We start from the raw sequence: 7078 nt of genomic DNA on the forward strand, positions 1-7078 counted from the left end.
CGCCCGTGGATGACGAAGTTGGTAGGTGGCGGCCAATCCTCGAACGTTTTCTGCCACCCCTCGTTGATTTGAATGTCCCTTGGCTGTACCTGTCCCCGAACAAGGGTGGCCAATGCCAGTGATCCCAAGAATCCTCGTCTTCGCCGGCTCGGCCCGCAGCGGCGCGTTCAGCGGCCGGACCGCCGATGTGGCGCAGAAGGAACTGGCCATGCAGGGCGCGGAGGTGACGCGCATCTCGCTGGGCGACTATCCGCTGCCGATCATGGACGAGGACCTGGAAAAGGAAAAAGGCATTCCCGAAAACGCCATCAAGCTCGGCCGGCAGATCGCCGCGCATGACGGGCTGCTCATCGCGACGCCCGAATATAACGGCTCGATCCCGCCATTGCTCAAGAACTCGATCGACTGGGTGAGCCGGGTACGGCGCGAGGGCAGCCATACGTTCAGGCCGCTGGCCGGCAAACCGGTCGGGCTCTGCTCGTCCTCCGGGGGCAAGTTCGCCGGCATACGCTGCATCAACCATTTGCGCGCGGTGCTGGTGCGCTGCCAGATGGAGGTGATCACGCCCGAATGCTCGGTCTCCGAGGCAGGCGAAGCCTTCGCCGAGGACGGACAATTCAGGGACGCCAGACTACAGCAATCGATGGAGCGCCTATGCCGTACACTGATCGAAACCTCGCGCATGCTGTCCACCCGGATCGAGGCGTGATCAATTTCGCGGAGGCCGACACAATGCGGGACAGGCTGATCGTTGGGCTCGACCTGCCGACGCTGAAGGAGGCCGAGAAGGCGGTGCGCGAACTCGAAGGCGCCGTTTCCTTCTACAAAATCGGCTACCAGCTCGCCTTCGCCGGCGGATTGGACTTCGCGCGGGAGCTGGCCAGCGGCGGCACGAAGGTGTTTCTCGACATGAAGCTGCTCGACATCGACAACACGGTCGCCAAGGGCGTCGAGAACATCGTCAAGATGGGCGTGACGATGCTGACGCTGCATGCCTATCCCAAGACGATGAGAGCGGCGGTCGAGGCGGCCAAGGGCAGCGAGCTCTGCCTGCTCGGCGTGACGGTGCTGACCTCGATGGACGAGCAGGACGTGATCGACGCCGGCTATGAATACGACCCGCACACGCTAGTGCTCAGGCGCTCCGAACAGGCGCTGCATGCCGGCATGGGCGGCATCGTCTGCTCGGCTGAGGAGGCCGAGGCGGTGCGCCGCATCGTCGGACCCGACTTGGCGGTGGTGACGCCGGGCATCCGGCCGGCGGGCAGCGCCCATGGCGACCAGAAACGCGTGGTGACGCCGGCGCAGGCGATCCGCAATGGCTCCAGCCACCTTGTCGTCGGCCGGCCGATTGTCGCGGCGCCGGACCGGCGCGCTGCGGCCGAGGCGATCCTCGCAGAGATGCAATCCGCCTGAGGACCGGCCCTCTTTCGCGAAAAACAAACAGGAGAAAAAGAATGCCGAAGGGATATTGGATCGCCCGTGTCGATGTGCGCGACGCCGAGGGCTACAAGGACTATGTCGCCGCTGCGAAGCTCGCCTTCGACCGCTTCGGCGCGAAGTTCCTGGCGCGCGGCGGCGAGCACGAAAAGGCCGAAGGGCCGGGCCGCGCCCGCAACGTCATCATCGAATTCGAATCTCTGGCCATGGCGCATGACTGTTACCACTCGCCGGAATACCAGCGCGCCGTCGCCATCCGCCAGAAAGTGGCCGACGGCGAGATCGTGCTGGTCGAGGGGATTTAAAGCGGTTCAGCGTTCTCACCGAACCGCCTAACCGCTCCAAGCTTTTGTTCTTACAAAATTCGGACGGCAACCGTGCATCTGCGATTCGTTGGAGATGTGCCGAAACGTCCCTCCCTTCGTCATCCACGGGCGGAGCAAGGAGCGTAGCGACGCAGCGCAGACCCGAGGATCCATGCCGTGGCTTCAACGCGCCGCTACGGTCCAGAATTCAGCTCCGCTGCACTCCGTGGCCAAGGTAACGGCATAGATTCCAGGGTCTGCGCGCGTCGCTACGCTCCTTGCTCCGCCCTGGAATGACGAGGTTGTTAGGCCTCGGCCGCTCTGGAGGTCACGACATCAATCTATTGCCAGCCGTCTGCGCCATAGCGTCCGTGAGGCTCAGGCCCCACTGCTTGCGGCAATAGTCGCGGAAATCGAAGCAAGGCAGGCCGGGGCAGACCTCGAACTCGATGAGATGCACGGTGTCGTCGGCCTCGACCCTGAAATCGACGGAAAAGACATCCCGCAGCCCAAGAGCGCTTATCAGCTTTTGCGCGATGGCGCGGATTCTCCGATCAGCCGCCGGTTGGCTTGAGGCGACCGGCTCGAGCTCCGGCTCGGCATAGCTGCCCGCATCCTTCGCCGCCTTGCCGGTCTCGCCATAAAGCGCCATCGAATCGGCCATAGTCTGAAAGTCGCCGCCGGAATCGACGAAGACGATGCCGAGCGCTTCCATGCCGGTTTCCTGTCTGAGCCCAAGGAAGCTCGCCCGCACGTTGCGGCCGGCGACATAGGGCTGGACGACGACATCGTCGCGATAATGCGAAAAAACGCGTCGGCTAAGCTCCAGCGCATGGCCGAGATCGCTGACGCGCGAATCCGGCCAAATGCCGATCTTGGCGCCGAGCCGGTTGGGTTTCACGAACCAGCCTTTGGGCGAGGCGGGCGGCTCGACCAGCCATGCGCCGTTGCGCGCCAGGCCGGCCTGCGGCGCCGGCAGGCCGAGCGCGCCGAGCACGGCGCCGGAACGCAATTTGTCCTGGCAGAGTGCGAACAGCGAATCGTCCGCGCCGATGGTGCGCAGCCGGTTCAGCCGCGCCAGCGCCGGCGAAGCGCCGCCACGGAAGTAGGCGATACCGTCGGTAAGCGTCCAGACCAGCGTCATTGCCGGATCGGCCTCCGCCAGAACCGGTGCGGCGTCGTCGAGCTCGACAGGCTTGAAGGCGAGGCCGCGCCTTTCGCAGGCCTCGGCAAGCTGGTTGAATTCCGGCGCAAGGTCGGTCGACTGCGCCAGATAGGAGGAAATCTCGATAGCGCGCTCTGCCGGATGACCTTGGGCGACCAGCCGGTCGAAACAGGCCTTTTCCGGTTCATAGACAAGGATCAAGGTCGGCTGCGGCATCGAAAGCTCCGGGAAATCAGGCGCGTACCATCGCATGCCCGAAGTGGCCGGCTTGCGGGAAACCGACCGAACCGAGGCGATTGCGCGACAGTAAGCCGACGGCGAAGACGCCGACCCGTTCTCACGCTTTCCTGGAATTGCTCCAGTTCCTGGCGCAGGGGATTTTGTTTGCTTTGGGGAGCGGCATACCTTGGAGATTGGCCGAAGCCTCTCAACCTCGTCATTCCAGGGCGAAGCAGCCGCGAAGCGGCGTCGCGCAGACCCTGGAATCCATTCCGTGACCTTGATCGAAGAGTGCTGCGGAGCAGAGTTCTGCACCGCAGCAGCGCTCGGAAGTCACGGAATGGATTCTAGGGTCTGCGCCGCGTCGCTTCGCTCCTTGCTCCGCCCTAGAATGACGAGTTTGAGAGGCTTCGGCCAATCTCCAGGGTTTGCGCTGATTTCATGGAATGAACGGTAAAAACCTTGTCTGCCGACAACCAGGACGCTTTCAAAACCCCTGCGTCGAGGAATTATGCGATCAGCACGCGCGGCTCGAAGCGGCCCCGGACTGGAATGTCGAGCAGGAAGGTCATGCCGGCCTGCGGGTCGAGAGCGCGCTGCTTCTCGTCCTTGCCTTTCCAGGCGGAGGTCACTGCCAGCCGGTCGGCCTTTGCACCGATAAAAGCGGGGCAGGAGGCCTGCGTCACCGGCATGGCGATCTCGCGCAGCAGCGTGCCGTCCGGGGAATAGGCTTTCACCGCCTTGCCGCCCCAGACGGCGTTCCACAGCACGCCGTCGCGGTCGACGACCGAACCGTCGACATAGCCTTTCGAGGAGCGATGATCGACGAACACTTTCACTTCGCCGGCCGGCAGGCCGGTCGCCGGATCGCAGGCGACGCGCATCAGAAGCCCGGTCGCTGTGTCGGTGTAATAGGCGATTTCGCCGTCCTCCGAGAAGCAGATGGAATTCGAGACTGTGATGCTCGAAAACAGCCGGCGCAATTCGCCCTTGAAGAACCAGTAGATCGACCCGGCACCCTTCTGCTCGTCCTTGCCCATCGTGCCGGTCCACAAGGCGCCGCAGGGATGAACGCGCGAATCGTTGGAGCGCGTCAGCGGATTGTCGGCCTCGACCGGCGTGTGCAGCGTCAGCCTGCCGGTCTTGACGTCCCGGACTTGCAGGCCGATCTCGGTGGCGATCAGCTGGCGCTCGTCGTCGATGACGGCGATGGCGCTGGCCATGATGCCGAGATCATGGATTTTCAGCGCGCCGGCGAGCGGCTTTTCCAGAAGCTTGCCGTTGACGATGTCGAACCAGAACAGCGTGTCGGCGGCGGGATCGTAGCTCGGGCCCTCGCCGAGCTCGCAGATATGGTCGGAAAAAACCGAAACGCCGTCCATCGTCATCCTCCGAAAGCTTCGTCCCAGGCGGCGACCGCGGCGCGGGCGCGCTGCGCCACGTCCTCGACGCTCGCACCCGGCTTGTAGAGGCTCGATCCCAGCCCGAAGACGCTGACGCCGACCGCCTTGTAGCCGGCAAAGTCTCTGTCCGAAACGCCGCCGACGGCGCCGACAAGCGTCGTTGCCGGCAGCACCGCGCGGATCGCCGCGATGCCGCTCGGTCCAAGCACGCTTGCCGGGAAGAATTTCAGCGCCGAGGCGCCGAGCCGGATCGCCTGGAAGGCTTCGGTCGGCGTGAACACGCCAGGCATCGTCACCATGCCGTATTGCATGGCGCGGCCCATGACCTCGGCATCGATGTTGGGGCTGACCAGCAACTTGCCGCCGGCCTCGTGCAAGGCGTCGACGTCCGCCGCCGTCAGCACCGTGCCGGCGCCGATCAGCGCGCTTTTCGGCAGCGCCTCGACCAGATCGGCGATGGAGACGAACGGCTCCGGCGAATTGAGCGGCACTTCGATCGCCTCGATGCCGGCGTCGTGGACCGCCCGGCCGATCGCCACCGCCTCGGCAGGCTTCAGGCCACGCAGGATGGCGACAAGGCCGCGCTTCAGTTTCGGGAAGGGTGCGGTCTGGCTCATGAAGCGCCTCCAATCATGCCGTTCTCGCGCGCGGCCTCGACGAGGCCGGCACGCACCGCTTCATCGGCGTCCACGGCGCGAAAGGCAAGGCCGGCTAGGCCCAGCGCCGCGCCATAAAGCTCGGCCAGCGCGCCGGAGGCGATCAGCGCCACCGGCGCATCGCTGGCGCCATAGCGGCGCCTTGCCGAGGCGATCTCGCCGCCGATCAGAAGGCCGGATAGGCAGGCCGCCGCGTCATTGGGCTGCAGATCCTGCAGAAGCCCGGCGGCGCGGATGGCAAACAGTTTCGAGGTGATGTCGCCGCCTTCGCCCAAAGCCCGCTCGCACCATTGCCGGAAGAACGGGCTGCCCGCGGCAACCGGAGCGGGATGCTCGCCCAGCGAATGTTTCAGGATCGAGTGCGTGGCCAGCACGGAGAACAGCTCGCCGGTCGGCCATGTGCCGAAGCCTGTGACCGCGCCGTCCGCGACCGCGACCCATTTCGAATGCGTGCCGGGCATGCAGACGAGGTGGCGCCCCTTTGCCGGCAAACCGGCGCCGGCAAGCTGGGTTTCCTCGCCGCGCATCACGTCGGGCGCGTCGGCCAGGCGCTGGGCGAGACCGGGCACGATGCGGATGTCGCGGCCCGAGCCCTCGATGCGGGCGGCGCCGCGCAAAATCGCGCCGATCGGCGCCGGCACGGTGACGTAGGGCGCCTCGATCCAGCCCTGCCGCGAACCGGCCATGCCGCAGACGATGACCGGCAACATGTCCGGCGCGCCCATGGCGGCAAGATGGTCTTCCAGCACGTTCGAAAAGCCCTTTTCGCGGGCGGTGATCAGCCCGTCGTCGCCGCGCCGCTCGGCAAGCACCTTGCCCGAGCCGTCGAGCAGCCAGGCCCTGAGCCTGGTCGTGCCCCAGTCGAGCGCAGCGACCGCTGGTGCCGGGCTCACAGGAAGCCTCCATCGACGATCAGCATCTGGGCTGTCAGCATGCGCGAGGCGTCCGACGCCAGGAACAGCACCGTGCCCACCATGTCGTCGGGCTGCATGACATCCCTGATGCACTGCTTGGCGACATGGGCGGCGAGCGCCTCGTCGGTGACCCAGAGCTCGCGCTGGCGTTCGGTAATGACCCAGCCTGGCGCCACCGCGTTGACGCGAATGCGGTCGGCGCCGAGCTTGCCGGCGAGGCCCTTGGTCAGGCCGAGGATGCCCGCCTTGGCCGCGGTGTAGGCCGGCATATCGGGGTGGTTGATCAGATAGGAGGTGGAGGTGAAGTTGATGATCGAGCCGCCGCCGGCCCGCCTCATGCCGGGCGCCACGGCCTGCGCGGTGAAGAAATGCGGGCGCAGGTTGATCGCAAGGTTGTTGTCCCAGAATTCGACGGTGACGTCTTCCACTGCGTGACGCTCGTCGAGCGCGGCATTGTTGACCAGCACCGTGATGTCGCCATGCGCCTCGGCCGCCTTCGCGGCGGCGGCGCGCAGCGCGTCGATGTCGCGCAGGTCGGCGCTGAGGTGGAGCGGGCGGCGGGCGAGCTCCTTCTCCAGCCGGTCGGCAAGGGCGGTGCTTGGCTTGTCGGCGATGTCGATGAAAGCGACGTTGGCGCCCTGCCGCATAAAGCCTTCGGTGAGCGCAGCACCAATGCCGGAACCGCCGCCGGTGATCAGCACCGAGGCGCCGTCGAGGTCGGCGAAACGCGCCGATGGCATCATGATCTGTTCTCCCGTTTGGCCGGCGCGCATCCTAGCCAGACAAAGCGCGGGAGCAAGCGGGAAACGTCGGATTTCCGGCGTTATGTCTGACAAATGACCGGCACACCGCCGAAGCGGCGCCGGCCGGTCTTCCGAACAGCCGGAAAGCTCTAGTTCCCCGACACAGGGATTTTGAAAGGTTGCCGTTTGTCTTGGTGCAAGATTCTCCGTTCATTTGCGTGAAATCAGCGCAA

8 protein-coding genes are annotated in these 7078 nt (G+C 65.4%); 3 read left to right on the forward strand and 5 right to left on the reverse strand.

Annotated features, from left to right (window positions below):
* The first annotated feature begins 112 nt into the window (after window positions 1–112).
* The 3 genes from FJ980_RS28695 to FJ980_RS28705 are packed head-to-tail and all read left to right on the forward strand — an operon-like array spanning window position 113 to window position 1745.
* The gene (locus FJ980_RS28695; RefSeq protein WP_095769449.1) at window positions 113–709 is read left to right on the forward strand and encodes an NADPH-dependent FMN reductase; all 597 of its coding nucleotides are present in this window, start codon (window positions 113–115) and stop codon (window positions 707–709) included.
* Window positions 710–732: 23 nt separating this feature from the next.
* Complete coding sequence (gene pyrF, locus FJ980_RS28700) at window positions 733–1416, forward strand: orotidine-5'-phosphate decarboxylase (RefSeq protein ID WP_140547023.1); 684 nt, start codon at window positions 733–735, stop codon at window positions 1414–1416.
* Window positions 1417–1457: 41 nt separating this feature from the next.
* Window positions 1458–1745 carry a DUF1330 domain-containing protein gene (locus tag FJ980_RS28705; RefSeq protein ID WP_140547017.1) on the forward strand — a complete coding sequence of 96 codons (288 nt, stop codon included), beginning with the start codon at window positions 1458–1460 and terminating at the stop codon, window positions 1743–1745.
* Window positions 1746–2073: 328 nt separating this feature from the next.
* On the opposite strand, the gene FJ980_RS28710 is transcribed toward FJ980_RS28705, so the two are convergent.
* From FJ980_RS28710 to FJ980_RS28730, 5 genes are all read right to left on the reverse strand, one after another.
* Window positions 2074–3126: a D-alanine:D-lactate ligase-like protein gene (locus FJ980_RS28710; RefSeq protein ID WP_140547018.1), complete on the reverse strand. Its 1053-nt coding sequence runs from the start codon at window positions 3124–3126 to the stop codon at window positions 2074–2076.
* Window positions 3127–3638: 512 nt separating this feature from the next.
* Complete coding sequence (locus tag FJ980_RS28715; protein ID WP_140547019.1) at window positions 3639–4517, reverse strand: SMP-30/gluconolactonase/LRE family protein; 879 nt, start codon at window positions 4515–4517, stop codon at window positions 3639–3641.
* Complete coding sequence (locus tag FJ980_RS28720; RefSeq protein WP_140547020.1) at window positions 4514–5149, reverse strand: 2-dehydro-3-deoxy-6-phosphogalactonate aldolase; 636 nt, start codon at window positions 5147–5149, stop codon at window positions 4514–4516. Before FJ980_RS28720 ends, FJ980_RS28715 begins: the two co-directional genes overlap by 4 nt.
* Window positions 5146–6081, reverse strand: coding sequence for a 2-dehydro-3-deoxygalactonokinase (locus FJ980_RS28725; RefSeq protein ID WP_140547021.1), 936 nt, complete (start codon window positions 6079–6081; stop codon window positions 5146–5148). The genes FJ980_RS28720 and FJ980_RS28725 overlap by 4 nt, the downstream gene beginning before the upstream one ends.
* The gene (locus tag FJ980_RS28730; RefSeq protein ID WP_140547022.1) at window positions 6078–6845 is read right to left on the reverse strand and encodes an SDR family oxidoreductase; all 768 of its coding nucleotides are present in this window, start codon (window positions 6843–6845) and stop codon (window positions 6078–6080) included. The genes FJ980_RS28725 and FJ980_RS28730 overlap by 4 nt, the downstream gene beginning before the upstream one ends.
* Window positions 6846–7078 lie beyond the last annotated feature (233 nt).

The sequence above is a fragment of the Mesorhizobium sp. B1-1-5 genome, from assembly GCF_006443065.1.
In the GTDB taxonomy this organism is placed as follows: Bacteria; Pseudomonadota; Alphaproteobacteria; order Rhizobiales; family Rhizobiaceae; genus Mesorhizobium.

Excerpts from the sequence above, each read along its gene's own strand:
- FJ980_RS28695 (WP_095769449.1), top strand. The coding sequence starts at position 113 with ATGCCAGTGATCCCAAGAATCCTCGTCTTCGCCGGCTCGGCCCGCAGC.
- pyrF (WP_140547023.1), top strand. The coding sequence starts at position 733 with ATGCGGGACAGGCTGATCGTTGGGCTCGACCTGCCGACGCTGAAGGAG.
- FJ980_RS28705 (WP_140547017.1), top strand. The coding sequence starts at position 1,458 with ATGCCGAAGGGATATTGGATCGCCCGTGTCGATGTGCGCGACGCCGAG.
- FJ980_RS28710 (WP_140547018.1), bottom strand. The coding sequence starts at position 3,126 with ATGCCGCAGCCGACCTTGATCCTTGTCTATGAACCGGAAAAGGCCTGT.
- FJ980_RS28715 (WP_140547019.1), bottom strand. The coding sequence starts at position 4,517 with ATGACGATGGACGGCGTTTCGGTTTTTTCCGACCATATCTGCGAGCTC.
- FJ980_RS28720 (WP_140547020.1), bottom strand. The coding sequence starts at position 5,149 with ATGAGCCAGACCGCACCCTTCCCGAAACTGAAGCGCGGCCTTGTCGCC.
- FJ980_RS28730 (WP_140547022.1), bottom strand. The coding sequence starts at position 6,845 with ATGATGCCATCGGCGCGTTTCGCCGACCTCGACGGCGCCTCGGTGCTG.